Annotated in this window: 21 protein-coding genes and 2 pseudogenes; 9 read left to right on the top strand and 14 right to left on the bottom strand. The window is 60.6% G+C overall.

Translation table 11 applies throughout. The annotated features are described in order from the left end of the window. Nucleotides 1-61: 61 nt before the first annotated feature. The 6 genes from trpS to mutS form a co-directional block, all read right to left on the bottom strand. Nucleotides 62-1,126: a tryptophan--tRNA ligase gene (gene trpS / locus CCGE525_RS03020; RefSeq protein WP_120702991.1), complete on the bottom strand. Its 1,065-nt coding sequence runs from the start codon at nt 1,124-1,126 to the stop codon at nt 62-64. Between the two features lie 165 nt (nt 1,127-1,291). Beyond that, nucleotides 1,292-1,684, bottom strand: a complete 393-nt coding sequence (locus CCGE525_RS03015) for a VOC family protein (RefSeq protein ID WP_120702990.1) — start codon at nt 1,682-1,684, stop codon at nt 1,292-1,294. A gap of 248 nt (nt 1,685-1,932) precedes the next feature. Then, the gene (gene murJ, locus CCGE525_RS03010) at nt 1,933-3,534 is read right to left on the bottom strand and encodes a murein biosynthesis integral membrane protein MurJ (RefSeq protein WP_120702989.1); all 1,602 of its coding nucleotides are present in this window, start codon (nt 3,532-3,534) and stop codon (nt 1,933-1,935) included. After that, a complete protein-coding gene (locus CCGE525_RS03005) occupies nt 3,531-6,446 on the bottom strand; it encodes a [protein-PII] uridylyltransferase (protein WP_120702988.1) in 2,916 nt (971 codons plus the stop codon). Before CCGE525_RS03005 ends, murJ begins: the two co-directional genes overlap by 4 nt. Before the next feature lie 157 nt (nt 6,447-6,603). Further along, the gene (locus CCGE525_RS03000; RefSeq protein ID WP_120702987.1) at nt 6,604-6,897 is read right to left on the bottom strand and encodes a hypothetical protein; all 294 of its coding nucleotides are present in this window, start codon (nt 6,895-6,897) and stop codon (nt 6,604-6,606) included. Nucleotides 6,898-6,924: 27 nt separating this feature from the next. After that, complete coding sequence (mutS, locus tag CCGE525_RS02995) at nt 6,925-9,582, bottom strand: DNA mismatch repair protein MutS (protein WP_245472128.1); 2,658 nt, start codon at nt 9,580-9,582, stop codon at nt 6,925-6,927. Between the two features lie 197 nt (nt 9,583-9,779). On the opposite strand from mutS, the gene CCGE525_RS02990 reads away from it, so the two are divergent. Beyond that, nucleotides 9,780-12,065 carry an NADP-dependent malic enzyme gene (locus CCGE525_RS02990; RefSeq protein WP_120702985.1) on the top strand — a complete coding sequence of 762 codons (2,286 nt, stop codon included), beginning with the start codon at nt 9,780-9,782 and terminating at the stop codon, nt 12,063-12,065. 78 nt (nt 12,066-12,143) lie between these two features. Continuing rightward, nucleotides 12,144-13,553, top strand: coding sequence for an adenylate/guanylate cyclase domain-containing protein (locus CCGE525_RS02985; protein ID WP_120702984.1), 1,410 nt, complete (start codon nt 12,144-12,146; stop codon nt 13,551-13,553). Between the two features lie 34 nt (nt 13,554-13,587). Here the strand turns inward: CCGE525_RS02985 and olsB are convergent. After that, a pseudogene (olsB, locus tag CCGE525_RS02980) lies at nt 13,588-14,465 on the bottom strand (l-ornithine N(alpha)-acyltransferase). Between the two features lie 64 nt (nt 14,466-14,529). Here olsB and CCGE525_RS38200 point away from each other — a divergent pair. After that, nucleotides 14,530-14,700: a hypothetical protein gene (locus CCGE525_RS38200; RefSeq protein WP_162950116.1), complete on the top strand. Its 171-nt coding sequence runs from the start codon at nt 14,530-14,532 to the stop codon at nt 14,698-14,700. Here the strand turns inward: CCGE525_RS38200 and CCGE525_RS02975 are convergent. From CCGE525_RS02975 to CCGE525_RS02960, 4 genes are read right to left on the bottom strand one after another with little or no spacing between them, the layout of a single operon-like run. Then, nucleotides 14,697-16,988, bottom strand: a complete 2,292-nt coding sequence (locus CCGE525_RS02975) for a hybrid sensor histidine kinase/response regulator (protein WP_120702983.1) — start codon at nt 16,986-16,988, stop codon at nt 14,697-14,699. The two genes, CCGE525_RS38200 and CCGE525_RS02975, sit on opposite strands and share 4 nt — an antisense overlap. Nucleotides 16,989-17,043: 55 nt before the next feature. Further along, entirely contained in the window at nt 17,044-17,547 is a 504-nt protein-coding gene (lspA, locus tag CCGE525_RS02970; protein ID WP_120706220.1) for a signal peptidase II, read from the bottom strand. 11 nt (nt 17,548-17,558) lie between these two features. Beyond that, the gene (locus CCGE525_RS02965; RefSeq protein WP_120702982.1) at nt 17,559-18,419 is read right to left on the bottom strand and encodes a TrmH family RNA methyltransferase; all 861 of its coding nucleotides are present in this window, start codon (nt 18,417-18,419) and stop codon (nt 17,559-17,561) included. Then, complete coding sequence (locus CCGE525_RS02960) at nt 18,416-19,570, bottom strand: class I SAM-dependent methyltransferase (RefSeq protein ID WP_425375890.1); 1,155 nt, start codon at nt 19,568-19,570, stop codon at nt 18,416-18,418. Before CCGE525_RS02960 ends, CCGE525_RS02965 begins: the two co-directional genes overlap by 4 nt. Nucleotides 19,571-19,684: 114 nt before the next feature. On the opposite strand from CCGE525_RS02960, the gene CCGE525_RS02955 reads away from it, so the two are divergent. Together CCGE525_RS02955 and CCGE525_RS02950 are read left to right on the top strand one after the other, a co-directional pair. Next, nucleotides 19,685-20,137: an SRPBCC family protein gene (locus CCGE525_RS02955; protein WP_120702980.1), complete on the top strand. Its 453-nt coding sequence runs from the start codon at nt 19,685-19,687 to the stop codon at nt 20,135-20,137. A gap of 137 nt (nt 20,138-20,274) precedes the next feature. Then, nucleotides 20,275-20,724 carry a GNAT family N-acetyltransferase gene (locus CCGE525_RS02950; protein WP_120702979.1) on the top strand — a complete coding sequence of 150 codons (450 nt, stop codon included), beginning with the start codon at nt 20,275-20,277 and terminating at the stop codon, nt 20,722-20,724. A 28-nt stretch (nt 20,725-20,752) separates the two neighbouring features. Here the strand turns inward: CCGE525_RS02950 and CCGE525_RS02945 are convergent, their stop codons facing one another. The 3 genes from CCGE525_RS02945 to sppA form a co-directional block, all read right to left on the bottom strand. After that, nucleotides 20,753-21,085 (bottom strand): LapA family protein, encoded by a 333-nt coding sequence (locus CCGE525_RS02945; protein WP_120706219.1) that lies wholly within the window; start codon nt 21,083-21,085, stop codon nt 20,753-20,755. 156 nt (nt 21,086-21,241) lie between these two features. Then, the gene (locus CCGE525_RS02940) at nt 21,242-21,547 is read right to left on the bottom strand and encodes an integration host factor subunit beta (protein ID WP_004120746.1); all 306 of its coding nucleotides are present in this window, start codon (nt 21,545-21,547) and stop codon (nt 21,242-21,244) included. A gap of 26 nt (nt 21,548-21,573) precedes the next feature. Then, a complete protein-coding gene (sppA, locus tag CCGE525_RS02935; protein WP_120702978.1) occupies nt 21,574-22,524 on the bottom strand; it encodes a signal peptide peptidase SppA in 951 nt (316 codons plus the stop codon). 328 nt (nt 22,525-22,852) lie between these two features. Here sppA and lptC point away from each other — a divergent pair. The 4 genes and pseudogenes from lptC to rpoN all read left to right on the top strand — a co-directional run bounded on the left by lptC (nt 22,853) and on the right by rpoN (nt 26,772). After that, nucleotides 22,853-23,538 (top strand): annotated as a pseudogene (lptC, locus tag CCGE525_RS02930) (LPS export ABC transporter periplasmic protein LptC). Continuing rightward, a complete protein-coding gene (locus tag CCGE525_RS02925) occupies nt 23,535-24,197 on the top strand; it encodes an LptA/OstA family protein (protein WP_120702976.1) in 663 nt (220 codons plus the stop codon). Before lptC ends, CCGE525_RS02925 begins: the two are co-directional and overlap by 4 nt. A gap of 36 nt (nt 24,198-24,233) precedes the next feature. After that, on the top strand, nt 24,234-25,022 hold the full coding sequence (gene lptB / locus CCGE525_RS02920; RefSeq protein ID WP_120702975.1) for an LPS export ABC transporter ATP-binding protein: 789 nt from the start codon (nt 24,234-24,236) through the stop codon (nt 25,020-25,022). 193 nt (nt 25,023-25,215) lie between these two features. Continuing rightward, nucleotides 25,216-26,772 (top strand): RNA polymerase factor sigma-54, encoded by a 1,557-nt coding sequence (rpoN, locus tag CCGE525_RS02915; RefSeq protein WP_120702974.1) that lies wholly within the window; start codon nt 25,216-25,218, stop codon nt 26,770-26,772. The last annotated feature ends 159 nt before the right edge of the window (nt 26,773-26,931 follow it).

Genomic DNA, 26,931 nt, shown 5'->3' with positions numbered 1-26,931 from the left:
ACACCTGACCGAGGCCTTTTGCAAGCCCCCGTTTCATACGGGGGCTGCTTTCACAAGATAGTCAATAGATAAAGCCGATAATGTCGCGGACCTGCTTCATCGTCACTTCGGCACGGGCACGGGCACGGGCGCTGCCGTCGCGTAGAACCGTGTCGATGTGGCCGGGATCAGCCATCAGGCGGCGCATTTCGCCGGTGATCGGCGAGAGCACATGCACGGCGAGATCGACCAGCGCCGGCTTGAAGACCGAGAACTGCTGTCCGCCGAATGCCGCGAGAACATCCGCCTTCGACTTGTCGGCAAGGGCGGCGTAGATACCGACGAGGTTGTCGGCTTCCGGGCGCCCCGCGAGGCCGGCGATCTCGCTCGGCAAGCCGTCCGGATCGGTCTTGGCCTTGCGGATTTTTTTGGAGATATTCTCTTCGTCGTCGAGCAGATTGATGCGCGACAGATCCGAAGCATCCGACTTCGACATCTTCTTGGTGCCATCGCGGAGCGACATGACGCGCGGCGCCGGACCATCGATCAGCGGCTCGACCATCGGGAAATAGGCATGCACCGGCTCGTCGCCGACGGTGATGTCGATGCCGTAGCCCGCACGACGAATGTGTTCCATGTAGTCCATGTTGAATTTCATGGCGATGTCGCGGGTCAGTTCCAGATGCTGCTTCTGGTCGTCGCCGACGGGCACGTGGGTGGCACGGTAGACGAGAATGTCGGCCGCCATCAGGCTCGGATAGGCGTAGAGGCCGAGGGAGGCCTGTTCGCGGTCCTTGCCGGCCTTGTCCTTGAACTGCGTCATGCGGTTCATCCAGCCGATGCGGGCGACGCAGTTGAAGATCCAGGCCAGTTCGGCATGCTGCGGCACGGCGGATTGGTTGAAGACGATATGCTTTTCCGGATCGATGCCGGCGGCGAGGAAGGCGGCGGTGATCGAACGGATCTGGCCCGGCATGTCCTCATGCACGAGCTGGGCGGTCAGTGCATGCATGTCGACGACGCAGTAGATGCAGTCGTTGTTTGCCTGCAGTGCCACGAACTTGCGGATCGCGCCGAGATAATTGCCGAGATGGAGATTGCCGGTCGGCTGGACGCCGGAGAATACGAGCGGCTTGAATTCGGTCATGTCTTCCTCAAAAGGCTTGTGGAGGGCCCGGGCGAGCTCGCGCTCGACCCCTGGTGTTCGGCGGGCTTATGCACGGCTGACAAGCGGGGATCAAGAGGCTATATCGCGGATTTGGCCTCGCATGATCTTATTTGAAAACCGCCATATAGTTTTCGGGATCGTACCTCACGCGGAATGCTGGATCAGATCCCAGGTGTTGCCGTAAGGGTCGGTGAAGACCGCCACCGTTCCGTAGACCTCATGGCGCGGTTCTTCCCGGAACTGCACGCCCCTAGCCGTCATTGCCGCGTGATCGCGGGCGAAATCGTCAGTCTTGAGGAAAAAGCCGACGCGGCCGCCGGTCTGGTTGCCGATGGCGGCACGCTGTTCATTGTCGGCGGCCTGTGCCAGAAGCAATGCCGCCCCCTCAGCACCCTTCGGCTTCACCATCACCCACCGCTTGCCCTCCGGCTGCACTTCGTCGGCCAAGCATTCGAAGCCGAGGCAATCGCAATAGAATGCCTTGGCGCGGTCGTAATCGTCGACGACGAGGGTTACGACGAACAGGGATTGGGACATGGGAACTCTCCGCCTTGGGCAAAAAATCGTCCCCTCGCCCCGCTTGCGGGGAGAGGGTTAGGGTGAGGGGCCAGGCACAAAAGTACGGCGTAGGCAGACTATCCTGGCCACCCGCAAAAATGGCGGCGCCTGCATACCGCACTTCTGCGGGGACATGGGTGAGAGCCCCTCATCCGACTTGGCCCAATCTCACTCCGTTCGATCGCTCCAAGCCACCTTCTCCCCGCTTCACGGGGCGAAGGAGTTGATCACTCCCCATTCACCACCTTCGCATCCGGCGAGGAAGGCGCCGGCTTGCGCTTCAAATTGCGGCGTACCATGCCCAAATCCACGCCGCCGATCAGCAAGGCGACGACGAAATACACCACCATCGCCATCAAGATGACTAAGCCCAGGACGCCGGTCTTGGTGAGCAGCGTCGAGCTGGATCCCAGAAGCGGCTCCCAGCGATGAGACAAATATACGATGACGCCGCCCATGACGGCGGAGGAGACGAGCAGCATGACGGTGCGGCGCGCCAGCGACCATTCCCAGGCGAGATGTCCGCGGCGATAGAGCGTGACGAAGAGCTGCACAGCGTTCAGCCATCCGGCAACCGCCTCGGCGAGCGCTATGCCGCGTTCGGCCAGCACCGGGAAAAGCAGGATGGACAGCGCCGAATTGACGAAGACGGCGACCGCCGTGTAGCGCATCGGCGATTTCGTATCTTCGCGGGCATAAAAGCCGGGCTGCAGCGCCTTGATCAGCACGAAAGCCGGCAGGCCCAGGCCGAAGATGGCGAGGATGGAGCCGACCAGCGTTGTATTGTTCGGGTTAAAGGCGCCGCGCTCGTAAAGCACGCGGATGATATCGTCGGAGAGAAGCCAGAGGGCGACAGCGGCCGGCAGGGTCAGGAACAGCACGAATTCGATCGAGCGGTTCTGGATATTGGCGGCTTCCTTGATATGGCCTGACTTCAGCGAACGGGCCAGTTCCGGCAGAAGCACGATTCCGACCGCGACGCCGACGACGCCGAGCGGCAGTTGGTAGATGCGGTCTGCATATTGCAGGGCGGCGATCGCGCCTTCCTTGCCCGAGGCGATCGCCTGGCCGATCACCAGATTGATCTGGGTGACGCCGCCGGTGATGGCCGCCGGGATGGCAAGAAGCAGGAGCCGCTTGACATTGGGCGTGAAGCGCGGAAAGCGCAGGCCGATACTGATGCCGGCATGGCGCACGCCGATATAGACGACGGCCAGCTGCAGCACGCCTGCCACCAGCACCGACCAGGACAGGTACCAGGCGGTGGTTAGCGGATCGGCGCCGAAATAGATCGCGTAGAACAGCGCGCTGATCATCACCAGGTTGAGGAAGATCGGAGCCACGGCGGCGGCGAAGAAATGATGCAGCGAATTCAGCATGCCGCTCATCATCGCCGTCAGCGACATCGACATGAGATAGGGGAACATCACGGCGGCCAACCGGACCGTCAGGTCGAATTTCTCGGCATCGTCGGTGAAACCAGGCGCGATGACCCAACGCACCAGGAGCGGCATGGCCAGTTCCATGACGATGGTGATCAGCAGCAGGACCGAGAAGAGAACGCCGAAGACCTCCTCGGAAAAACGCTTGGCGCCATCGATGCCGTTCGCCTCGATCTCCTTGGCAAAGAGCGGTACGAAGGCGGCGTTGAAGGCTCCCTCGGCAAAAAGGCGACGGAACAGGTTCGGAAAGCGGAAGGCGGCATAGAAAACGTCGGCCATCGGGCCGGTGCCGAGGGCGGCGGCCATCAGCGTTTCGCGGGCGAACCCGAAAACACGGCTGCCGAGCGTCGCCCCGCCGACGGTGATGAATTTCTTGACCAGACTCATGCGGCTGAACCGGCTTTCTTTTCAGTATTGGGCTTTTCAACGGCGAGCGACCGCGTGGCAGCGGGCGCGATGATGCCGGACGGCATGCGCTCGCGCACCTCGTCCTCTTCGCCGGCCATCACCGCCTTCAGGCGCGCGGTGATGTTGGCTCGCTTGTTTTCGTTCGAGATTTTCTGCCCGACGAGATCGGTCACATAGAAGGTGTCGATGACCTTTTCGCCGAACGTGGTGATGCGTGCCGACTGGATGTCGAGCGACAGATCCGAGAGGACCGCGGTGATCTCAGACAGAAGGCCGGGACGGTCGAGGCATTCAACCTCGATGACGGTGAACTTGTTCGACAGGCTGTTGGAGATCGTCACCGATGGCGGAATGACGAAGGCCTTGTTCTTGCGGCGGTTCTTGGTGCGGGTGGCGATGACTTCCGGCAGGCGCTTGCGGCCGGCAAGCACGTCCTCGATCATCTTGCCGATGGTGGCGGCGCGCCGCAGCTCGTCGGCGTCGTCGGCGAACTCGCGGCTGACATGAATGGTGTCGAGCGCACGGCCGTCCGACGTCGTGAAAATCTGCGCATCGGCGATATTGGCACCCGCGGCGGCGCAAGCGCCGGCAATGACCGTCAAAAGGCGCGGATGGTCAGGCGACAGCACGGTGATTTCCGTGATGGCGTGGAAACTGTCGGTCCGCACCATTGTCGCCAGGACCTGACCCGATTTGTCGGTCTGGCGAATGAATTGCGTATGGCGGATCTGATCTTCTAGCGGCACAGAGAGAAGGTAGGGCTGGTAGTGCAGCCTGACATAGGCCTTGCGCTCCTTCTGGCTCCAGTCCCCCAGTGCCTTTTCGAGCGCCTTGGCTGCTTCTTCCGCCCGCTCCTTGCGCGACACTTCGGAAAAACCGCCGGCAAGCAGCAATTCGGTCTCGTAGTAGAGCGTGCGCAGAAGCTGGCCCTTCCAGCCGTTCCACACACCGGGACCAACGGCGCGGATGTCGCAGACGGTCAGGATCAGCAGCATCTTCAACCGGTCGAGCGACTGCACCCGGTCCGCAAAATCGATGATGGTCTTGCGGTCGGTCAAGTCGCGGGTCTGAGCGACCATCGACATCGTCAGGTGCTCTTCGATCAGCCAGACGACCAGTTCGGTCTGCTTCGGCGACAAGCCGAAACGAGGGCCAAGCTTGCGGGCCACCTTGGCGCCGGCCTCCGAGTGATCTTCCTCCCGGCCCTTGGCGATGTCATGCAACAGCACGGCGACATAGAGCGCATCGCGGTCTTCGATGCCGGGCATCAGCTTGTTGACCAGCGGATGGATCTCCTCGGCCTTGCCCTTATCGATCTCCGAGAGCACGTCGACGGTGCGGATCAGGTGCTCGTCGACCGTATAGTGATGATACATGTTGAACTGCATCATCGAGACGATCTTGCCGAATTCCGGAATGAAGCGGCCGAGCACGCCGGCCTCGTTCATACGGCGCAGGATCAGTTCCGGATCGCGCTTAGAGGTGAGAATGGAGAGGAACAGGCGGTTCGCCTCTTCGTTCTCGCGCAGGTCGTTATCGATCAGCCCCAGCGAGCGGGTGACACGCTTCAGGGCGTCAGGATGAAATTCCAGCCCGTTGATGTCGGCGACGAAAAACAGCCTGATTAGGTTTACCGGATCGCGTTTGAAAACATCCGGATTGGCGAGTGCGATACGGCCGCGATCCTCGACGAACTCGAGCGTGCCGGGGATCTTGCGCGAGCGATGGGCGAAGCGGCTGATGACGCCGGTCAGACCCGGCGTCGCCTTGGCCTGCTGGTCCTCAAGCGCCGCACAGAGGATGCGCGTGAGATCCCCCACATCCTTGGCAACGAGGAAGTAGTGCTTCATGAAGCGTTCGACGGCGGAAAGGCCGGGGCGAGCATGATAGCCAAGCGCCTCGGCAATCTCACGCTGGATGTCGAAGGAGAGCCGCTCCTCCGCCTTGCCGGTCAGGAAGTGCATATGGCAGCGCACGGCCCAGAGGAAATCCTCGGCCTTCTGGAAGAGACGGTATTCCTGCTTCGAGAGCACGCCGAGCTTCACCAGCTCGGCCGCATCGCGGACGTGGTAATAATATTTCGAGATCCAGAACAGCGTATGCAGGTCGCGCAGACCGCCCTTGCCTTCCTTGACGTTAGGCTCGACCAGATAGCGCGTGTCGCCGGCCTTGCGATGGCGCTCGTCGCGCTCGGCGAGCTTGGCGGCGATGAATTCCGGGCCGGTATTGGTGACGATTTCCTTGTCGAAACGCGTTTCCAGCTCGCGCGCCAAGGGCTGGTTGCCGCAGATATAGCGCGTTTCGAGAATGGCGGTGCGCACCGTCATGTCGGACTTTGCCTGGCGCATGCACTCTTCGACGGTGCGCGTGGCATGGCCGACCTTGAAGCCCATGTCCCAGAGCATGTAGAGAATGAACTCCACCGCCTTGTGCGTCTCTTCCGCGGGCTTCGGCTTGAAGAGGAAGAGAAGGTCGATATCCGAGCCCGGCGCAAGCGTGTCACGGCCATAACCGCCAACGGCAGTTATGGCGAAGCTGTCTTTCTGCTTCGGATAGACGTGGCCGACGGTGAAGTCGTAGAGAACGGTGATTATCTGATCCTGCAGCCAGGAAATGCGGTAGGCGCAATCGAGCCCGCTTCCGTCCTCCGAAAGCAGGCGGCGCGCCTTTTCGCGGCCTTCCTGGCTTGCCTTCTTCAACAAGGCAAGGAGAGCGGAGCGCTGGTCTTTGTCGTCCCGATGGCGCTTGGCGAGGGTCTCGCATTCCGCCCTCAGCGCGGGGACATCGAGAATGACGGAAAAATCGATGTCATGCGTCACCATGCTCTGCCGACCGGGATCCTGTTCATTGACCGCGGCCCATTTGCGGCGCGCCTGTCTTTTCGTCTGCATGCGCTATAGCCTCTTTGCCCGGCGATTGACACAGGCATTCTACGCTCGAATCCTCACAATTTAGCCCGAGCCAAATTTCCCGAATCAACAGCTTCGGAAGTTCTATCGGGCCAAAGTTGACGAAGCGTGACGGCTGTTGATGCAGAAATCGGCAGTTTTAGGGCTGCGGCAGCTCAAGCGACCGTCTGAGTTCGTTTATGCTATATAATATGTTTCGCGATTGGGCGCCGATCTGCATCAACATTTCCCGTTCACATTCCCAATAGCCTGCCTTGGCGATGTTCGAGCTGATGTCGGAAATCCGGCTGCAGGAAAGAGCGATATTGAGGAGCCCGCGATCGGATTCGCAATCCGGCGGATCGCCCTCGCCGCAGATCTTGCCACGGGCCGCTATCGGAGAAAAACGCTCGGCCAGGATACGGACCTCGGCGAGAAGATGTTCGATATGCATCGGGTTATCCTTGGAAATCGCCTATTGTCAGCCGGTCTTGTTCAGGGTCTTTTTCAGTTCGTAAAGCGCTTCGAGCGCGGCACGCGGCGTCAGATCGTCAAGATCGAGCGCCTTCAGCGCCTCCTCGACCTTGGACGGCCCGCGCCGGCCGGCCACCTCCTCGCGGCGGACCGCGACCTGGAAGAGTGGCAGGTCGTCGATCAATTGACTCGCGGGGTTCTTGCGGTCGGCATCCTCCAGACGCGTCAGAACGTCGCGGGCGCGCGCCACCACCGAAGCCGGCAGGCCCGCGAGCCGCGCCACCTGGATACCATAGGAGCGGTCGGCGGCACCTGGCCCAACCTCGTGCAGGAATATCACGTCGCCATCCCACTCCTTGACGCGCATTGTGGCATTCGAGAGCCGACCGAGCTTCTCCGACAATACTGTCAGCTCGTGAAAATGGGTGGCGAAGAGACCTCGGCATCTATTGGCCTCGTGCAAATGCTCGACCGCCGCCCAAGCTATGGAGAGACCGTCGAAAGTCGCGGTACCACGGCCGATTTCATCGAGGATGACCAGCGACCGGTCGGTCGCCTGGTTGAGGATCGCCGCTGTCTCGACCATCTCGACCATGAAGGTGGACCGGCCACGCGCCAGATCGTCCGAAGCGCCGACGCGCGAGAACAGCCGATCGACAATGCCGATGTGGGCGGAGGCAGCGGGCACGAAGGAACCTGTTTGGGCAAGAATGGCGATCAGCGCGTTCTGGCGCAGGAAGGTCGATTTGCCGCCCATGTTCGGGCCGGTCAGCAGCCAGATCGCGCCGTCCTTGCCATCCGGCATCGGCGACAGGTCGCAATTGTTGGCGACGAAGGGGCCGCCCGCTTGCCGGCGCAATGCCTGCTCGACCACAGGATGGCGGCCGCCGCCGATCGCAAACATCCGGCTGTCGTCGACCACCGGCCTGCAATAGCCCTGTTCCTCGGCAAGCAGTGCCAGCCCAGCCCCGACATCGATCACCGACAGTGCCCGAGCGCCGGCCTTGACCGCCTCGGCCTCTGCGACAACGGCTGCGACCATGCGATCAAAAGCTTCCAGCTCGATCGCGAGCGCCTTGTCCGCGGCGTTGGCGATGCGGCTTTCAAGATCGGCTAGTTCGGTCGTCGTAAAGCGCATGGCGTTGGCCATGGTCTGGCGATGGATGAAACGTGCCTTGGCCTCGGCAGTATCCGTCATCGGACCGGCATTGCTGGCTGTGATCTCAATGAAATAGCCGAGCACGTTGTTGTGCTTGATCTTCAGCGATTTGATGCCGGTTTCCTCGGCATATTGCAGCTGCAATCCGGCAATGACGCGTCGCGACTGGTCGCGCAACGCGCGGACTTCGTCTAGCTCCGCATTCGCTCCCTCGCGCAGGAACCCGCCGTCGCGCTTGAGCAGCGGCAATTCGTCGGCGAGCATGCCGGCAAGCAGCGCTTCGAGGCCGTGGGGCAAGGCGCGGAGCCCGGCAAGCGCTGCTCCCAACTCCTCGGGCAGCAATGCGCTGCCCAGCAGATCGGCAACGCCGGCGGCCGCACCGAGCCCCTGGCGGATCGCCCAGAGATCGCGCGGGCCACCGCGGTCCAGCGCAAGGCGCGAGAGCGCGCGCGGCATGTCCGGCACATGTTTCAGCGCTGTCCTGAGATCGTTGCAAAGCGAAGGCTCTTCGGCGAGGAAGCCGATCGAATCCAGCCGTTCGTTGATGCGCGCCGGATCGGTCAGCGGCGACATCAGGCGCTCGGCAAGCAAACGTGCACCGCCGCCGGTCACCGTGCGGTCGATCGCCCTCAGCAAGGAACCATTGCGGTCGCCGGAAAGCGTTCGTACCAGTTCCAGATTGGCACGGGTGGCGGGATCGATGAACAGTGTCGATGCGCCGCTTTCGCGCTCCGGCAACCCGAGCGGCGGCCGCTCGGAGATCTGGGTCTTTTCGACATAGGCGATGGCGGCGGCAGCAGCGGCAAGTTCGGCGCGGGTAAAGGAGCCGAAACCGTCCAGCGTCGAGACGCCGAAATATCTGGTAATGCGGCCCTCGGCGCTGGCGCTATCGAAAAGTACGGCCGGCTGCGGCACTGCCGTGCGGCCGAGCACGTCGAAGACCGGCTTCAGCTCGGGATCGTGGAACATCGTATCCGGCAGGATCAGCTCGCGCGGATCGATGCGCAGGATATCGGCGAGCAGCCGGGACGCTTCCGTCTCCGCCAGTCGGAAAACGCCGGTCGAAATATCGATCCAGGCGAGCGCCAGTTGTGGCTCCGTGCCGCCGCGAATGCGGGCGAGCGCCATCAGATAGTTCGATTCCGAGGGCGACAGCAGCTTTTCCTCGGTGATCGTGCCCGGCGTCACCAGGCGCACGACATCGCGCCGGACCACTGACTTGCCGCCGCGCTTCTTCGCCTCCGCCGGATCCTCCACCTGCTCGCAGACAGCAACACGGAAACCCAGCGAAATCAGCTTCTGCAGATAGTCGTCGGCGGCATGCACCGGCACGCCGCACATCGGGATATCCTGGCCCATATGCTGGCCGCGCTTGGTGAGCGTAATGCCGAGTGCGCGCGACGCGTCGACGGCATCCTCGAAGAACAGCTCGTAGAAATCGCCCATGCGATAGAACAGCAGCGAACCGGGATTGTTCGCCTTGATCTCGATATATTGCTCCATCATCGGCGTGGCCGAGGCGCGGCTTTCTTCCGAGGCAAGCTCGGTAGCCGAGAAAGCATCGATGCTGGCAATTATTCGTTCGTTCACGGAGGTGCAGTTTTTCCCAAAAAATGAGGTGCCACCCTACCCGCGCGCAGCTATAGAAGACAACAGCTATCGGGCAAGAGGGACCGGTCGCCCACAGGAGGTTTGGAGGATACATGTCTGACACCAGCAGCACGCCGCGTCCGGGAACGGGGATCACCGATCAGGAAGCGCTCGACTTCCACAAGCTTGGCCGCCCCGGCAAGGTTGAAATCAATCCGACCAAACCGATGGCGACGCAGCGCGATCTCTCGCTTGCCTATTCGCCTGGTGTGGCTGTTCCCGTGAAGGCGATCGCCGCCGATCCGCAGACGGCTTACGACTATACGTCTCGCGGCAATATGGTGGCCGTCATCTCCAACGGCACAGCCATTCTCGGCCTCGGCAATCTCGGAGCGCTGGCCTCCAAGCCGGTCATGGAAGGCAAGGCCGTTCTCTTCAAGCGCTTTGCCGATGTCGATTCGATCGATCTCGAGATCGACACCGAAAATGTCGACGAGTTCATCAACTGCGTCCGCTACCTCGGCCCCTCCTTCGGCGGCATCAACCTCGAGGACATTAAGGCACCCGACTGTTTCATCATCGAACAGCGCCTGCGGGAGCTGATGGACATCCCCGTCTTCCACGACGACCAGCACGGCACCGCGATCATCGCCGCCGCCGGCCTGATCAACGCACTGGAATTGACCGGCCGCGACCTCAAGACCACCAAGCTCGTCTGCAACGGCGCGGGTGCCGCCGCGATTGCCTGCGTCGAACTGATCAAGGCGATGGGTTTCAATTCTGACAACATCGTGCTCTGCGACACGAAGGGCGTGATCTACCAGGGCCGCAGCGAAGGCATGAACCAGTGGAAGTCGGCGCATGCGGTGAAGACCGACAGCCGTACGCTGGCTGAAGCGATGAAGGGCGCCGACGTCGTTTTCGGCCTGTCGCAGAAGGGTGCCTTTTCCGCCGAGATGATCCGCTCCATGGCCGAAAGGCCGATCATCTTCGCCATGGCCAATCCCGATCCGGAAATCACACCGGAAGAAGTCGCCCGCATCCGCGACGACGCCATCATGGCGACCGGACGCTCGGACTATCCGAACCAGGTGAACAACGTCCTCGGCTTCCCCTATATCTTCCGCGGCGCGCTCGATGTACGGGCTTCGACGATCAACGATGAAATGAAGATTGCCGCCGTCAAGGCCCTGGCGAGCCTGGCACGCGAAGACGTGCCGGACGATGTGGTTGCCGCTTACCAGGGCGCGCGGCCGCGCTTCGGGGCGCAATACATCATTCCCGTGCCCTTCGATCCGCGCCTGATCTCGGCGATCCCGGTTGCCGTCGCGCAAGCCGCCATCGAAAGCGGCGTCGCCCGCCGCGCCATGCCCGATATGGCTGCCTATGCCCGCGAACTGTCGGCCCGGCGCGACCCGATCGCCTCGACACTGGCGCAACTCTACGAACGCGTACGCCGGCATCCAAAGCGCATTGTCTTTGCCGAAGCCGAAGAAGAGCAGGTCATGCGCGCTGCCTTGTCCTATGCCAACCAAGGGCTCGGCACCGCCATCCTGCTCGGCCGCGAGGATCTGCTCTATGCGACCGCCGAACGCGCCGGGATTGACCTTACCCGGCCAGGCCTCGAGATCGTCAACGCCCGCATTTCCAAGCGTGTAGAGGCGTATATCGACTATCTCTATGCGCGGCTGCAGCGCAAAGGCTACCTGCACCGCGATGTGACACGCCTGATCCACAACGACCGCAACCATTTCGCCGCCTGCATGGTGGCACTCGGCGACGCCGATGGCATGGTGACGGGGGTAACGCGCAACTATTCGACCGCGCTCGGCGACGTGCGCCGCTGCATCGACGCCAAGCCGGGACACCGGGTTATCGGCGCGTCGCTGGTGCTTGCCCGCGGCCGCACCGTCATCGTCGCCGATACCGCCGTGCATGACATGCCGACATCGGAGGAACTGGCAGATATCGCGGAGGAAGCCGCCGGCTTTGCGCGGCGCATGGGCTATGAACCACGTGTAGCCATGCTCGCCTATTCCACCTTCGGCCATCCCCCGGGCGAACGCTCCGAGCGAGTGCGCGAAGCGGTGAACATTCTCGACAAGCGCTATGTCAATTTCGAATTCGACGGCGAAATGGCCGCCGACGTGGCGCTGAATCGCAAGATCATCGAGACCCAGTATCCCTTCTCGCGTCTCTCCGGTCCTGCCAACGTGCTGGTTATGCCGGCCTTCCACTCGGCCTCGATCTCAACGAAGATGCTGCAGGAACTCGGCGGCTCCACCGTCATCGGCCCCCTGCTCGTCGGCCTCGACAAGCCAGTGCAGATCACCTCGATGGGCGCCAAGGATTCCGACATCGTCAACATGGCAGCCATCGCTGCCTATGGGGCGGGATAGTAACGACAATCTGGGTGGCTGGACCGGTGGCCGGAGAAAGGCGATGGCCGCCGGGCCAATTCGGTGTAAGATAGGTGGATGAGTGAAGCCCAGCCCCTGTTCGAAGTGCTGCGCCATTCAGCGCGGCCAGAAATTGTCGACGCCATCGAACGGCTGGTTCTTAACGCACCGGACCGCAAGCTCAATCGTGTGAACGCGCTTGCCTTCGCAGCCGAGCACGGCTTCGATGAAGAGCAGACCATCAACGCTTTCCTGCATGCATCTCGCCTGGGCCTCTTCGAGATATCCTGGAATGTTCTTTGCCCCGGTTGCGGCGGGGTGCTGGATGCCAATACCTCGCTGAAGACTGTTCAGAGCGAGACATATAGCTGCGCGCTTTGCGCCGCCGGTTATGAGCCGACCCTCGACGAGATGGTCGAGGTTACATTCACCGTCACCCCGCGTGTGCGTCACATCGAGGCTCACACTCCACACGAATTGTCGGCCTTCGAATATTTTCGCCAGATCTATTGGGGCTCGGGCGTCGATCTTCCCGATGATGGTTACGAGGAGACGGTCGACCAATTCATGCTGGAAGCGCTGGAACTGCCTGCCGGCGAAAAAGCTGTTGTGTCGCTTCAGTTGCCGGCGGAATACGTCATCATCTTCGAGCCGGTCACGCACGCGGCACAATTCCTGGACGTGAAAGGCGAACCCTCGAAGGAACGGCAGACCATTTCGCTCGTGTTCGATCGCGTGCACCGACATGGCGAAGCCATCACCTTGCGACCCGGCCCCCTACGCATTCTGATGGAAAATCATACGGAGGTCCGCACACTGCCGTCGATCTGCGTGGCCAACGACGTACTTCACGGCCTGCTGGGCAGGCGACGCCCATTCCTGACCGCCAAGCGGTTGCTCTCCAACCAAACCTTCCGCGACATCCACCGCACGGACACGATCGACGTGGACCAGCGGCTGAAGATCACCAGCCTTACCTTTCTTTTCACCGATTTGCGCGGTTCGACGGCGCTGTACGAAAGGGTCGGCGACCTTGCCGCATTCGATCTGGTCAGGACCCATTTCAGCATCCTGCATGAGATCGTCGGCGCAGAGGCTGGAGCTGTCGTCAAAACCATCGGCGATGCAGTCATGGCCACTTTCCCGACCCCGGACCGGGCATTGGTCGCGGCAATGCGCATGCGCGAAGCAATGATCAACCTCAACGAGCAACGTGGCAGCGACGATCTACTTCTAAAAATCGGCATTCATGAGGGACCGTGCATCGCGGTCAGCTTGAATGAGCGGCAGGACTACTTCGGACAGACGGTCAACATCGCCTCTCGCGTGCAGCATCTCGCCAATTCGCGCGAGATATTCGCCACCGGTTCCGTACTCGACAACCCCGGTGCCGCCGAATTTCTGACGACGCGCGGCCTGAAGCCGCAATCTCATCACGTTTCGCTTCGCGGAATTAAGGATGAGATCGATATTTTTGCGATTCCCTGAGGAGGCCGTTGCCGGCCTAGTCCGGCTTGCGTGATCAGCTCGCGAACCGACCGGCGTCGGCGCCGTAATAGTTGACGTAGCGGTCCGAAATGCTGGCGATCGGCAGGACGATCAAGACGTCCGTCGTGTTGAAGGCATGATCGACGACGGCAGTGGAGCCGACCATCGCGCCGAGGCGAAGATAGCCCTTGATCAGCGGCGGCAGCGCCATCAGCGCCTTCTTGGAATTGACAGCTTCGACCGGCATCAGGTCCATGGTGCGGGCAAGCGATGGCAGCGCGCCAACAGCCCATTCGTCCTTGGCAATAACGTTATGGTAGAGGAAGGAGAGAGCCAGCGCATGCTGCTCCGGACGGATGCCGGGGAATGAGGCGCAGCCGAACATGGCGTTCATACCGTGTTTCAGCGAATAGGCCCAATTGCCCTGCCACAGCAGCTCGACCGTACGCTTCGTGCGGTATTCCGGCAGCACGCAGGAGCGGCCAAGTTCCATGAAGCGCTTGTCGGGGTGACGGGTAAGCAGAGCATCGATGTCGAATTCCGAGGAGGAATAGAACCGCCATTTGCCATCGCCACATCCTGACGCAGCAGGCGGTAGGTGCCGACGATCTGATCTTCCGAATCACCTTCCAGCGAGCGATCGAGCACCAAGAGATGATCGCAGATCGAATCCCAGCTATCGATATCGCGCTGGCGACGCATGGCTTCGGCCGGCAGTTGAGCATTCATCTCCTCGACAAAGACGCGATAGCGCACGGCTTGAGCCGCGTCGATCTCCCGCGCCGTGCGAGCAAGGCGTGTTTCTAGATTTCCGATGCGTCCGAACACATCGCTGGCAACCGGCGCAACCGTTGCCTTAGAGGACTGAACCATTTCGCCCTGAGCTTCGCGATTCAAAATTTCGATGGACATGGCGACTCCCCTCTACGGGTTGATATAGGCGCCATAAAGCAAATTCGTGCGACAGGAAAGTGACATGGTGCTTTGCGAAAAGCAAGAACCGTGCCTGTTTCAAACACCGAATTTGGATGAAGCCTTTATATCCCAGGCGATGCTCTTACAAGATGCGAAGCGGCTTTTGGCTCAGTTCGTCATCGAGCAAGCGGATGGCGCCGAATCACGATTCGAAGATATGTTTTCGATCTAGGTACGCCGGAGAGCCTGCCGCGACAGGCCTTGTACTTCGGCAATCAGGCGCCCGGGGTCGACCGGCTTGACGATGACGGCGTCGGCCCCGGCCAGCAGAGCCTGACGGCGGATAGCGTCGCGGCTGTCGGCCGTCAGCACGATCACTGGCAGCGGTGAAAGCCCGTACCGGCGCTCCAGCGCCCTCAGTTGTGCGAGCATCGCGGCACCCTCACCGCCGGGCATGGTGAGATCGGTGACGACGACGTCAGGGCGATTCTCGCTATTTTCGGCACGGGCGAGCAGGCCGCCGAAATCCTCGACGAGGCGAACCCTGTGGCCAGCTTTGGCGAGCATGGCGCGCACCAGCATGGCATTGACGGGATCATCTTCCCCGAGCAGAACGTTAAGGGCGATATCCGTCGCTTCCGGCGTCACAAGACCGAATCCGGATGGGCTGTCGTTTAGCACATCGCGCTTTTCCATGCCGCGCATGCGACCGCTCAGCACATCGATCAGCGATTGTTCGCGCAACGGACGGATCAACCAGGCATCGAAAAGATCGAGCGGATGCGTGTTGCGCTCCTCGGGATTGACCAGAAAAATCTTTCTGAAGCCGGAGGCGGCCAGTTCGGTTCCCTCCCGGAAATACCATGGCGCCATGCGATGATCGACGATGACATCCGTCAGAGGCCCGTCTTCACAACGGACGGCAGAGTGTGTCAGATTTTCCACATCGTCGGGACCGATCAGGCGGCAGCGGCCGCCGAGCGTGCGGATGGTCTCGGCAATTGCGGTGCTTGCCGCCCCCTCGGGTGCCAGCAGCAGGACGCCGGACGCTTCGAGCAGGTCGCCGCGCCTGCTGTGTTCGCTTTCTCCAGCGATGATGGAAATGGGAAAGCGGATGGTGAATTCGCTGCCCTTGCCGCGCTCGCTGGCGACGCTCAATGCGCCGCCGAACTCGCGCAGGATGCGGGCGGAGATCGCAAGCCCCAGGCCGGTGCCGGCGCTTCTGTCCAACACATTGCCGGCTTGTTCGAATTCGCCGAAGATATGCGCCTGCTCTTCCTCAGTCATTCCCGGGCCGCTGTCGCGGACCGATATCACCAGATTATCGCCATCGAGGCCAGCGCGGATCAGGACGCCGCCGCTCTGGGTAAATTTCACCGCATTGCCGATGACGTTGAACAACACCTGGCGGAGCCGGGCGGGATCGAATTCCATGGTTTCGGGAACGTCCGCCGCGACGGTCGCGGCAATTTCTATACCTTTTTCATGGGCGCGGTGGGCGAGCATTTCGACGACGCCTTCCAGCAGCGGCCGCAGGTGCTCTGCGCGCGGCCGTAGCTGGAAGCGGCCGACTTCGATCGTCGAAAAATCCAGCAGGTCTTCTACGAGTTGTACGAGGGCATTGCCGGACTGGCGGATGCCGGTCAGATAGTTGGCTTGCTCCCGCGTCAGCGGCGTCTGGGCAAGCAGGTGGTTCATACCGAGAATTCCCGACAGCGGCGTTCGAACCTCGTGGCTGACGGTGGCGAGCAGCCGCGATTTGGCGGCGCTGTTATATTCTGCCTTCAGCCGTGCTTCTTCGCGGAGACGCGCGGCCTGCCGCTCCTCAGTGACATCGCGGGCGACGCTCTGGATTCTCAACTGTCCAGTCGCGGGATCGCGGAACATGACATCGTGCCAGGCAAAGATGCGCGGGCCTTCCGGCGTGGAAATCTCGGCGTCTTGACGCTGCGAAGCTGTCGCGGTGCGGAAGGCAAGACCTGCCTCCTCCAGCGTCAAACCTTCTGGGTTCGATTTGCCGGTCAGTTTGCGGAAGGTGGCATTGGCATGGACGATGCGGCGTTCGATGTCGCGCGTCACGGTGATATCGCCAAGCGCATCGTGGATGGTGGCAAGCAAGCTCGTGCTTTCGTTGCTCTCCCAGAGACGATCATGCTCGTGTTCGCTAAGTGTGGGCGCATCCGTCAGAATCTTGCGGGCGGCATGCCGCCTGCGGAAGATGCCGGCAACGACGATCGTCAGTGCGATCAGGCCAAGCAGCGCGGCAAGTGCCAGCGGGCCACCCGCATAGCCGACCGACATGAGCGCCACGCCGCCGATCAAGCCGCCGCCGCTCAGCCAATGGCGTTGCAGCCATTGGGGAAACGCAGACTGTGGCGCATCCGGAATATTAGCCGGCGAAATCTCGATGGGATCGGCGGCGGCGAGAGGCGCGTCTTCGACCGGCCGTTCGCGCGGCTTAGTGTGGTCGTCGGCGATGGCGGCGACAAGCTTTTCCTGCAGGTTTGCCAGAGTGCTCATGTAGTCTTGCTAACATGCGCACTCTTCCCGATGCCTTCAGGGATTCGCTAGAATTTTACGCTTTCGCCTTTTTCGGCAGGAGCAGCTCGTCCAGAATGACGCAACCCGCCCCGACCGTGATGAAACTGTCGGCGAGATTGAAGACGGCGAACGACCACGTCTCCGTATGGAAAAGAATGTAATCAATCACATGGCCGTAGAGGAACCGGTCGACCAGGTTGCCGAGCGCGCCCGCGATGATCAAGGCAAAGCCCAGATGGGCGAGCCAGCGATGATTGGGCGTACGCCGCCAGAGCCAGAGCACGAAAACTACGATGACGAGCCGCATGCCGACGATGAACCAGCCGTCCATGCCCGACAGCATCGAAAAAGCGACGCCGAGATTATAGGTGCGATAGAGCGCCAGCATCGGAACGACCGGCACCATCTCCTGCAAAGGCAGCCAATTGTCGACCATGATCTTGACGGCCTGGTCAAGGATGACGGCGACCACAATGAAAATCAGGATCGGCAACGGCCGGGAAAACAGCGCGGGTTTTGCGGGCGTTTGTTCGTTCATCTCGCTGTCGGTCATCGCGTCTCGCTGAGGGTCAGAAGATGGCGGCGGGCTTCGAACAGCATCACGGCCGTCGCCACCGCCAGATTGAGGCTGTCGGCGCGGCCGGCCTGCGGGATGCGAGCAAGCGCATCGGCCTCCTTCGCCAAGGCATCCGGCAAACCGGATTGTTCGTTGCCCATCAGCAGTACGATGGGCCTTTTCTTGTAGTCGATCGTCCGGTAATCGACGGCGCCGGCCAGATGGGTGGCGACGACAGAGACTCCGGCCGTCCTCTTCCAGGCCAGAAATTCCTCCGGCGTCGCCTTGACGACGGGAACCGCGAAGACCGAGCCCATGGTTGCCCTGACGGTTTCCAGCGAAAACGGGTCCGTCGTCTCACCAACGAGGATGACGCCTGAGGCACCGGCTGCATCCGAGGTGCGGATGATCGTGCCGAGATTGCCGGGGTCACGTACGCGATCGAGCGCCACCCAGGTCTCGCCGGTCTTCGGCCTGACGTCCCGGAGCTGCCGCCAGCGCTGATCGAAAATGCCAACCACCATCTGGGGATTGTCGCGGCGGGTGATGGAGGCGATAACCTTTTCGCTGACTTCGAGCACAAGCCCGCCGGCAGCGACGGTTTTGGCAGCGACTTGCTCGACCAGAGGCTTGCCTTTCGCTGCCTTGGCGTAGACCAGCGTGCGAATGGTCCAGCCGAGCTCCAAGGCATCGATAACCAGCTTCAAGCCTTCCGCGAGGAAGTCGCCGCTTTCCTCGCGCGACTTCTTATTGGTCAGCGCCTTGATGTCCTTGATGATCGGATTGGCAAGGGAGGTGACCTCCTTGACATGTCCGACCTTGCGAGGGCCGTCATTGCGGAAATCGTGAATCATTTCGGCACCCAGCGGCTGAAGAGGGATGTGGAGAGCGCCCGGCCCGGCGTCTTGCCGTCAAGGCCCGCCTCGCGGATGACCAGTTCGCCGGATTCGACAGCACCATCGGCGCCGCGCATGGTTTCGCGCATCAGCTCATGGATCGAATAGAAGCTGGCGCGGATGGAATAGGCCGTCAGCACCAGACCAAGCGCCTTGGGCGACAGGATCTCGCGGCAGATGTCGAGCATCGACGGCAGGTGTTCGAAGAGATGCCAGACCTCGCCATTCGGGCCGCGGCCGAATTTCGGTGGGTCAGTCAGGATGATATCGTATTTGCTGCCGCGACGTTCCTCGCGCAGGATGAATTTCATGGCGTCTTCGCAGATCCAGCGGATCGGCAGCTTTTCCATGTGGCCGAGCGCCTGGTTTTCCCGCGCCCAGCCGATCGCTTTCTTCGAGGCGTCGACATGGGTGACTTCTGCGCCGGCAGCCGCAGCGACCAGCGAGGCGACGCCGGTATAGCCGAAGAGGTTCAGCACTTTCAGCGGCCGGTTTGCGATTTCGACCTGTTCTTTCATCCAGGCCCAGTGGACGATCTGCTCCGGGAACACGCCGACATGGCGGAAGGCGGTGAAGCGGCCCAGAAAATCGATGCCGAGCAATTGCAGCGGCCAGGTCTCGCCGAGCGCTTCGCGTGGAAACCGCCAGCGGCCCATGCCGTCTTCATCGGTATCGCCGGTGAAGATCGCATCCGCATTGTCCCAGATGCGGTTCGCAAGCGATGGTTGCCATAATGCCTGCGCCTCCGGTCGGACGATGCGATAGGGGCCATATTGTTCGAGCTTCAACCCGTTGCCGCTGTCGATCAGGTGGAAATCCCCAGCACCCAGCGATTCGAGGATGACAGGTACGCGCTCAGCCGGACGCTCGCCGTTTCGCACGATCAACGGGCGTTCGGGCGCTACCGAAACAGATGCCGCAATCCGCGGCTCCGCCGTCCGCTCGCCACGGTCACGCACAGCCGGCGCAGATCTCGCGCCGGCATCACGTGCGGGCTTTGCCGATGGCTTGCCGGTCTTTATCGGCCCGTCACGCCTGGCATCCCTTTGGGGCTTTGTGCCGGGGTTGCCTGCAGCTTTCTGGCCGGGCCGGCGTTCCTTCTGTTTCACCATGCTTGTCTCAAAATTGATATGTGCGTGCAAATAGCATCTGGCCGCCACTTGGCAAAGCGCTTTCCGATCTGCGATTATCCCCGGACAAAATGCCAGATCGGGAGGATTGCCATGGATATGACCGGTGAAGAACGGATTGCCGCGCCGCGGGACGTCGTATGGGCCGCGCTGAACGACCCCGATATCCTCAAGCAGTGCATTCCCGGCTGTCAGAGCCTGGAAAAGATTTCACCGACCGAGCTGACGGCAACGGTGAAATTGAAGATCGGCCCGGTCTCCGCTTCCTTCAACGGTGAAGTGACGCTGTCCAATATCAATGCGCCGGAGAGCTATACGATCTCCGGTGAAGGAAAGGGCGGCATTGCCGGCTTTGCCAAGGGCGGGGCCGATGTTACTCTGGAAGAAGAAGGCGGCGAGACGATCCTGCGCTATGAGGCCAAGGCCCAGGTCGGCGGCAAGATCGCCCAGCTCGGCTCGCGGCTGGTCGATTCCAGCGCCAAGAAACTGGCTCAGCAGTTCTTCGCGGATTTCACCGCGGCCCTGAATGGCCAGGCCACCGCTTGATAGCGATCGTCACCAGACGCCCATAGAGCGGGTTCAGCGTTTCAAGGAACCGCTTTCCCGCTCTATCCTTTTGTTTTTACGCGATTTCCGGACGGAAAACCGCTTCGCACTTTTCCTGGAATGGCTCTAGGCTGCTCATGACGTCAAAATCAGATCTCTGGACCATCCGGCCGGCATGCGAGCGGGATACGGACGTTCTCGCCGATATTTATCTCCGCGTACGCCGCATCACGTTTCTCTGGGTCGATCCACGCGAATTTCACAATACGGATTTCGTCATTCACACGCAGGGCGAACGCATCTTCGTCTGCGAGGACCGGAATGGGACCATCGCCGGCTTCATGGCGCTGTGGGAACCGGATGATTTCATCCATATGCTCTATATCGAGCCCGCATTTCAGGGCCTAGGCGCCGGCAAGGCGCTCCTCGCCGCGCTGCCAGAATGGCCGAAGCGGCGCTACCGGCTGAAATGCCTGGTGAAGAATACGCGCGCCATGGCCTTTTACCGCACCCTTGGTTTCGAAATCGTGGGCGACGGCTCATCGCCTGAGGGCGATTACAAGGACATGCGGCTCAGCGGCGAATAGAGCGTTCAATGAACGCTCGGCGCTTTGGTCACTTTGCCGGAAGCTGGCCGGCAATCTGTTCGGCGCGAGTGCGGTGCTTGTCGGCTTCCGCCTGCCAGCGTACGGCTTCGCGCGATTGGCTGCGGGCGAGTTTGCGGTGTTTGCCCTGATTGAACCAGGTGACCGCTGCGCCGACCATCATACCGATGATCAATGCGACAAACAGCAGCACGAAAAGCGGCGCGTTCAGCGACAGCACCTGATCGTCGGGTCTAAACGGATTGAGCGCCAGCGTCACGGACTGCCGGTTGGCGACGCAGAAGATGATGAGGATGATGCCGAGCGGCAGCAATATCAGCAGATTGATGATCTTCTTGGCCATGGCGAACGCTCCTTTGTCCAGGCGCATCCGTGCCATGCACTTCTATCGCCTATAGCCGCAGAATAAGAAAGACCGGGCCGAGTTCAAGTGCCACCTGGTCGCGGCACAATCATGTCCACCGGGGACATTGGCGAAGACTATCGGTCAAAACGACGATTAATTGTCGTCTTCTTCGTCACCGGCGCCGGGATTGAGGCGCTCGCGCAGCTCCTTGCCCGTCTTGAAGAAGGGAACCCATTTTTCTTCGACGAACACCGTATCGCCGGTGCGCGGGTTGCGACCAGAGCGCGAGGGCCTGTTTTTGACGGAAAAAGCGCCGAAACCGCGTAATTCCACTCGATTTCCGGCGGCAAGCGCATCGGTGATCTCGTCGAGGACAGCGTTGACGATATTTTCGACGTCCCGGTGGTAGAGATGTGGGTTACGTGCCGCAACAATCTGCACCAATTCCGACTTAATCACGGTTGCCCCCTTAAATCATTGATTTATCAATTGGCTGCACCCTGCCAAACAGAAAGCAGGCCGTCAAGAAACAACTTCTCGGTCATAAATTTCTGGAGATCCTCTCCCTTCATAAAATCATCATAACCGAAGAGATTTAGCAACCGGGAAGCGGCGCCAGACCAAGAGAAGAATGAGGTTTTGTCCTCGGCCTTCCAATCGACGATCGGCAGATCCTTTTTGACCTTGCGCGTGGCGAGATAGGTGCGAATTTCGTCCTCGCCACCGAGCGTGTCGATCAGCTTGTTCTGCAGTGCCTGCCGACCGGTGAAGATACTGCCGTCTGCGAGCTTCAGCACGTCCTCGCGCGGCAATTTGCGGCGGTCGGCGACAAGATCGACGAACCAGCCATAGCTGTCCATGACCATGTTGCGGATCATGTTCTTGGCCTCTTCGCTTGCCGGATGGAAAGGCGACGGCTCGGCCTTGAGCGGTGCCGACTTGATATCTTCCAACGACACGCCGAGCTTGTCGAACAGGTCCTTCGCCTGCGGATACTGAAAAATGACGCCGATCGATCCAGTGATCGACGTATCGCCGGCAACGATGTCGTCGCCCGCCGTGGCGATCATATAGCCAGCAGACGCCGCCACGGTGCGGATATCGGAGACGACCGGCTTCTTCGCGGCAACGGCGCGAATGGCCTTGAAGATGCGTTCGCCGCCATAGGTGGTGCCGCCGGTCGATGAAATCGACACGATCAGCGCCTTGACCTGATCGTTATCCTGGATCCTCTTCAGCCGCTCCAAAAGCTCCTTGTCGTCCAGGATAAGCCCGGTAACCTCGACGCGGGCGATCTGCGGTCCACGTACCAGGTCACCAGCGATGAAACGGTAAAGCGCGAAGCCAAGCGCCACCAAGAGAAGAACGGCGATGACGCGCCAGAAGCCAAGCTTGCGGCGCAATTGCCGTCGATCTGCGATTGCAGAACTGTCCATGACGCCCTATCTCTCCCCTGTCATAAATTGGATATACGACGAACCGGATATACAACACCTTGAAACGGGCATAATCCTTGGCAAAAATCCACTTCAATTTTTTGAGGATTATGTTGCAGGCCTTCCGCCCGGCGCTTCGTCAGATAGGGCGATTGCGGATCGGGCGAAACCGCCACCCATTATATTTTTGCTAAAATTGCTTGTCGGAGACAAAAATCCATATTGGCAAGCCAATGCAATAATGCGAAACGATCTGGCAGGCTTGTTGGCACAGTCTGTGCATGACTCGAACGTGTTTTTTCCGGGACAGAGAAGACGGACCTGTTGCATGCTCAATACCATCGAGACTTCCGGGCAACCGATCAGCGCCGAGCAGGGAAGAAACGCGTATAAGGACGCGATCTTTCATTCTGCGCGCGTGAGAAGACTGAGGATTTTGCTTCCGGTGGCCGCAGTGATCATCTCGCTGATCTTCATCGCGGTGTCGGTCGTGCGCGCATATCTGCCGGAGAACATTCAGATCGAAGGCGCGAAGATCGAGGACGGCAAGGTCGTGATGGAGCGTCCGGCCATCGCCGGCCGTAACAAGGACGGCATCAACTATTCCCTGCTCGCGGAAAAGGCGCTGCAGGACATCAAGAATCCCAATATGATCACGCTCAAAACCATCAAGGCCTCGATGCCGGTCAACAACCAGGTGATCGCGCATGTGACAGCCCAGAGCGCAGATTTCGACCGCCAGGCCGACACGCTGAAGCTCACCGCGCCCTTCACCATCCTGATGGACAACGGTTTGCGCGCCGAATTCGAGACAGCATTCCTCGATGTGAAGAAGGGCGACCTATCCAGCCAGGATCAGGTTGCAATATACCGAGGAGGCATGTCGGTTGTTGCACAGTCGCTCAAGATGACGGATAAGGGAAGCGTAATCGAATTCGACGGGCAGGTTCGGATGCATATCGAGCCAGCCCACTCCATAATTCAGCTAGCGAGCAACAGCCGGGCGGTTCATGACAAACGATTGGCGACATTCCCTTTTCAATTCCGGTCTGCGCAAGGCGGGCCTTTTCTGCGCGCTTAGCGCACTTGCAATTTTTGTGGCAACTGAAGCCGGCGCCCAGGCGACGACGAGCAATATGCCCGGCCTGAAGCTTTCCAAGGATCAGCCGATCCAGATCGAAAGCGACAAGCTGGAGATCCACGATGCGGAAAGCCAGGCGGTATTCACCGGCAACGTCAAGGTCGTCCAAGGCACCACGACGATGCAGGCAGGCAAGATGACAGTCTTCTACAAGAAGAAGCAGCCTGCCGATGCCAATGCCAAGCCGGCAACCGAAAATCCGGTCACAACCGCTGCCAAGCAGCAGAACCAGTCGCTGGTCTCCGGCGATGCCGACATCGATCACATTCTGGTCACCGACAAAGTCTACCTGGTCTCGGGCACGCAGACGGCAACGGCTGACGACGGCTCCTTCGACATGGCCAACCAGCTTGCCATACTCAAGGGCCAGAAGGTTGTACTGACCGACGGGCCGAACGTTTTCACGGGTTGTCAGCTCACCGTGCATATGGCCACGGGCGAAGCGCAATTGGATGCCTGCGGGGGCCGCGTCCAGATCCAGCTCGATCCGAAGTCGCAGCAAGTGCAGCAGCAACAGCAAAAAAAGAACTGATCCCGGTCTCCTCGTGACGATATCGACCACACCCCCCTGCCCGGCACGCCCGGATCGACCTCTGCGACTTCCGGCGCGCCGACCGCGGACAAAGCGCGCTATCAGGGCACCCTGATCGCGCGCGGCCTGACCAAGACCTACCGCACACGGCGCGTCGTCAACGGCGTGTCGCTTGTCGTGCGGCGCGGCGAGGCTGTTGGCCTGCTCGGGCCGAACGGCGCGGGCAAGACGACCTGCTTCTACATGATCACCGGGCTGGTACCGGTCGATGAAGGCACGATTGAGATCGACGGCAACAATGTCACGTCGATGCCGATGTACCGTCGCGCTCGCCTTGGGGTCGGCTATCTGCCGCAGGAAGCTTCGATCTTCCGTGGCCTTACGGTGGAGGAGAACATCCGCGCCGTGCTCGAAGTCCATGAAAAGGACAAGAACAAGCGAGAGCGGAAGATCGACGAGCTGCTGGAGGAATTCCACATCCGCAATCTGCGTACGGTGCCGGCGATCGCTCTTTCGGGCGGCGAGCGGCGACGTCTGGAAATCGCCCGCGCATTGGCCACTGATCCGACCTTCATGCTGCTCGACGAACCCTTTGCCGGCGTCGACCCGATCTCGGTCGCCGACATCCAGAACCTCGTGCATCACCTGACGGCGCGCGGCATCGGCGTGCTGATCACGGACCATAACGTCCGTGAGACGCTCGGTCTGATCGACCGCGCCTATATCATCCACGCCGGCGAAGTGCTGACCCATGGCAGGGCCAACGACATCGTCAGCAATCCGGAGGTGCGCAAGCTCTATCTCGGCGACAATTTCAGTCTTTGATGAGCTTAGGTTGAGCCGCGGCGTCTCCGTGCCTTACCAGAAGGCGCGACGCCTCGGAAATTCATCGTCCCGTCACAGTTCCGCTTGACCAAACCCAATAAAAAAGCAATTTTTGGGCCAGTTGGAATTTGCGGGTATTTCTTAATGGAAAACGCGGATTCCCGAAGAGATCAAGGGGAGTCTCGCGTCCGCCATGGCATTATCGGCCAATCTTTTCCTGCGCCAAAGCCAAAGCCTGGTGATGACACCGCAACTGATGCAATCCATCCAGTTGCTGCAAATGACGCATTTTGAACTGACCCAATTCATCGCTCAGGAAGTCGAAAAAAATCCGCTGCTCGAATTTACGTCAAATGACGAGGATATAGGCAGCAGCGGCGATCGCGAGGCGAAGGACGAAAGATTCGATGCTTCGGAGGAGAGCGGCGATGATGGTTTCGACCGCAACAGCGGCGAACTGACGAGCGATTGGTACGAGAGCGAGAATACTGGTCATGCCGACCGGCTGAACGACGAGCTCGATACCAACTTCAGCAATGTCTTTCCCGACGACGGCAACCCGCAGCGCGCGGATGCACCGGAACTGCTCAGCCAGTGGAAATCCATGCCGGGCGGCGAAGCCGGTGAAAGCTACGATCTCGATGATTTCGTCGCCGGCCAGATTTCGCTGCGCGACCACTTGAACGAACAGATTCCCTTTTCCCTGCCCAATATGGCCGATCGGCTGATTGCCCAGTATCTCGTCGACCAGCTCGACGATGCCGGCTATCTGCAGGCCGATTTGGGCGAAACCGCAGAGCGCCTCGGCGCCACCCCTGCGGATGTCGAGCGCGTGCTCGGCACACTTCAGTTGCTCGACCCTCCCGGCGTCTTTGCCCGTTCCCTCAGCGAGTGCCTGTCGATCCAGCTTCGGCAGAAGGATCGTTTCGATCCGGCCATGGAACGGCTGATCCAGAACCTCGAACTTCTCGCCCGGCGCGATTTCGCGACCTTGAAGCGGCTCTGCGGTGTCGATGAGGAAGATCTGCTCGACATGATGGCGGAGATCCGCCAGTTGAACCCGAAACCCGGCAGCGGCTTCGAGACCGGCATGTCCGAGGCCATCATGCCGGACATCGTCGTGCGCCCCTCCTCCGACGGAGGCTGGCTGGTGGAACTCAATCCCGATACGCTGCCACGCGTCCTGGTGAGCCAGTCCTATTTCGCCTCCGTCTCCAAGACCAGCCAGGATCATGCCTTCCTCTCGGAATGCCTGCAGAATGCCAATTGGTTGACGCGCAGCCTCGATCAGCGCGCCAAGACGATCATGAAGGTGGCGAGCGAGATCGTCCGGCAGCAGGACGCTTTCCTGATGTACGGCGTAGATCATCTGCGCCCGCTCAATCTGAAGACCGTGGCGGACGCCATCAAGATGCATGAGTCGACCGTCAGCCGCGTGACCTCGAACAAATACATGCTGACGCCGCGCGGCCTGTTCGAACTCAAATATTTCTTCACCGTCTCGATCGGCGCCGTCGAGGGTGGCGACAGCCATTCCGCCGAAGCGGTGCGTCATAAGATCCGCCTGCTGATCTCGCACGAGAGCCCGGACGCTGTCCTCTCCGACGACGATATCGTTGATACGCTAAAGAAGGGCGGCATCGAGCTTGCTCGCCGCACGGTTGCGAAATATCGCGAGGCGATGAACATCCCCTCCTCCGTACAGCGTCGCCGGGAGAAGCGCGCATTGGCAAAAGTCGCCAGCTTTTAGCAATTGCTCAGGCGCAACCGCAGACTGCGAATCCGCTAACGGATCCTTAAGATTCAGTTGACTTTCCGATGTGGCGGGGCTAGAAGCCCGCCGCAATCGTTGCAGGACATCACTGCCATGAACTTATCCCCATCATCCCCAAGGTGCCTGACAAAGGCA

It is taken from the genome of Rhizobium jaguaris, assembly GCF_003627755.1.
GTDB lineage: Bacteria > Pseudomonadota > Alphaproteobacteria > Rhizobiales > Rhizobiaceae > Rhizobium > Rhizobium jaguaris.
Note: the sequence above shows the minus strand (reverse complement) of the source record. Positions and strands in the feature narration are given on the sequence as shown.

Bases quoted from the DNA above. Each gene is read 5' to 3' on its own strand.
- lspA (WP_120706220.1), bottom strand. From the start codon at position 17,547: ATGAACGAACAAACGCCCGCAAAACCCGCGCTGTTTTCCCGGCCGTTG.
- murJ (WP_120702989.1), bottom strand. From the start codon at position 3,534: ATGAGTCTGGTCAAGAAATTCATCACCGTCGGCGGGGCGACGCTCGGC.
- CCGE525_RS02985 (WP_120702984.1), top strand. From the start codon at position 12,144: ATGAGTGAAGCCCAGCCCCTGTTCGAAGTGCTGCGCCATTCAGCGCGG.
- CCGE525_RS03005 (WP_120702988.1), bottom strand. From the start codon at position 6,446: ATGCAGACGAAAAGACAGGCGCGCCGCAAATGGGCCGCGGTCAATGAA.
- CCGE525_RS02990 (WP_120702985.1), top strand. From the start codon at position 9,780: ATGTCTGACACCAGCAGCACGCCGCGTCCGGGAACGGGGATCACCGAT.
- sppA (WP_120702978.1), bottom strand. From the start codon at position 22,524: ATGGACAGTTCTGCAATCGCAGATCGACGGCAATTGCGCCGCAAGCTT.
- CCGE525_RS02965 (WP_120702982.1), bottom strand. From the start codon at position 18,419: ATGATTCACGATTTCCGCAATGACGGCCCTCGCAAGGTCGGACATGTC.
- CCGE525_RS02950 (WP_120702979.1), top strand. From the start codon at position 20,275: ATGACGTCAAAATCAGATCTCTGGACCATCCGGCCGGCATGCGAGCGG.
- CCGE525_RS02975 (WP_120702983.1), bottom strand. From the start codon at position 16,988: ATGAGCACTCTGGCAAACCTGCAGGAAAAGCTTGTCGCCGCCATCGCC.
- rpoN (WP_120702974.1), top strand. From the start codon at position 25,216: ATGGCATTATCGGCCAATCTTTTCCTGCGCCAAAGCCAAAGCCTGGTG.
- CCGE525_RS02955 (WP_120702980.1), top strand. From the start codon at position 19,685: ATGGATATGACCGGTGAAGAACGGATTGCCGCGCCGCGGGACGTCGTA.
- CCGE525_RS03015 (WP_120702990.1), bottom strand. From the start codon at position 1,684: ATGTCCCAATCCCTGTTCGTCGTAACCCTCGTCGTCGACGATTACGAC.
- CCGE525_RS38200 (WP_162950116.1), top strand. From the start codon at position 14,530: ATGGTGCTTTGCGAAAAGCAAGAACCGTGCCTGTTTCAAACACCGAAT.
- CCGE525_RS02925 (WP_120702976.1), top strand. From the start codon at position 23,535: ATGACAAACGATTGGCGACATTCCCTTTTCAATTCCGGTCTGCGCAAG.
- CCGE525_RS03000 (WP_120702987.1), bottom strand. From the start codon at position 6,897: ATGCATATCGAACATCTTCTCGCCGAGGTCCGTATCCTGGCCGAGCGT.
- CCGE525_RS02945 (WP_120706219.1), bottom strand. From the start codon at position 21,085: ATGGCCAAGAAGATCATCAATCTGCTGATATTGCTGCCGCTCGGCATC.
- trpS (WP_120702991.1), bottom strand. From the start codon at position 1,126: ATGACCGAATTCAAGCCGCTCGTATTCTCCGGCGTCCAGCCGACCGGC.
- mutS (WP_245472128.1), bottom strand. From the start codon at position 9,582: ATGATGGAGCAATATATCGAGATCAAGGCGAACAATCCCGGTTCGCTG.